The organism is Pseudoalteromonas sp. S558, from assembly GCF_005886635.1.
Lineage (GTDB): Bacteria > Pseudomonadota > Gammaproteobacteria > Enterobacterales > Alteromonadaceae > Pseudoalteromonas > Pseudoalteromonas aliena.
On sequence record NZ_PNDU01000210.1, the window covers coordinates 1 to 1,265 of the forward strand.

A 1,265-nucleotide genomic window follows, 5' to 3' on the forward strand; every position below is an offset into this window, starting at 1 on the left:
CATAAAACCATCCCATCGTTCCTTTTCCTCGCTGGGCTATTCCATCAAAGGTTTTGTGTCTTGGAATACGAATATTGTGGCAGACCTTAATAGATGTAGAGTCAATGAATTCAACGCCTGTGGGTTTACCTTTAAGTGAAGTGAAATAGGCGCACATTGGCACAATTACTCTCGGCATAACGGCTAAAAATCGTGTGTAACTGAGTAAGTTAGGAAATTCACTTTTGTACATAAGTGATACATAACCAAGGTAGTAATTTTTGAAATCACGATGATGTGACATGTGAAAACTAATAACAATAGTCATAATTTCACTGGTCGTCATACGCCCTGCTCGCTGACGTTTTTGGGTGCCATCTTCGAGTAATTGTTTTTTCCATTGGGGTATAAATACTTTGCAAAAATCATCGACATCGCAAAACAATTCAACTAATTTAATCATGCCTGTTCCTTGTTTATCCAATCGTTCTTGGTCGAAAGATCGGATCTCGGAACAGGCATTTAGTTCAATTTCTTAAACGAGATTCAGGTTAATTAACCTGAGCTTTGGTTAAGATATTTACCAATATATTAAATTATAATGATATTTAAATTTACTTTTCGCTAGCCAGAGATTTTCAGTAAAAATAAGGCGAATTTACGCATCAATAGCGGGGCTATTGTTAGTAAATTCAATGTAGTAAGAGCTAAAAATAGCTGCTTGAGATAGATTTACTATCTAGAGTTCAGGTTAACTATCCTAATAGCTCTTTTAAATTCAAGATGGCTAATTGAATTGGCTTCATAATAAATAAATGAGTAAACATTAAATTTAGCTGATATTTAACATCTTATACTTTCTATTAAGCCTCAACGGCCACAGACTTAAATAGTTCCATTTTTTAACCGTACTAAATTCACGTAAAACATAGCAAGTCAATTCAGGAGTGGTCTTTGTATTTGCCTTATCTAATTGTTACTCCTTATAAAGGAGTAATTCGAATTTTGTGTAGCGGTATAGATCATTTATTAATGAATAGGATTCGAATGGATCCCATTTCGAAAGGGTGATCATGGCTTTTAATACTCGTTTTACATTAACTAGCTATATAAACTAGTAAAGACATACTGTTTAGTGTTGTTTTTGACCGTTTAGCTCAAATACTCAGCGAACAGCACATTATTTCAAGTTTTCTTCAAAAAAGGGTTGATCTGTTTTCGGATCTCCCTATAATGCGACCCCACTGAAAAGTGAGAGGTCAACGCGCATCGTACAACTCCTAGCC

The 1,265-nt window shown here is 34.9% G+C and carries 1 protein-coding gene; it reads right to left on the reverse strand.

Annotated elements, in window-relative coordinates:
* Positions 1-442: transposase (locus CWB66_RS14475; RefSeq protein ID WP_289508506.1), on the reverse strand; the 442-nt coding region annotated here is incomplete at its 3' end.
* Positions 443-1,265 lie beyond the last annotated feature (823 nt).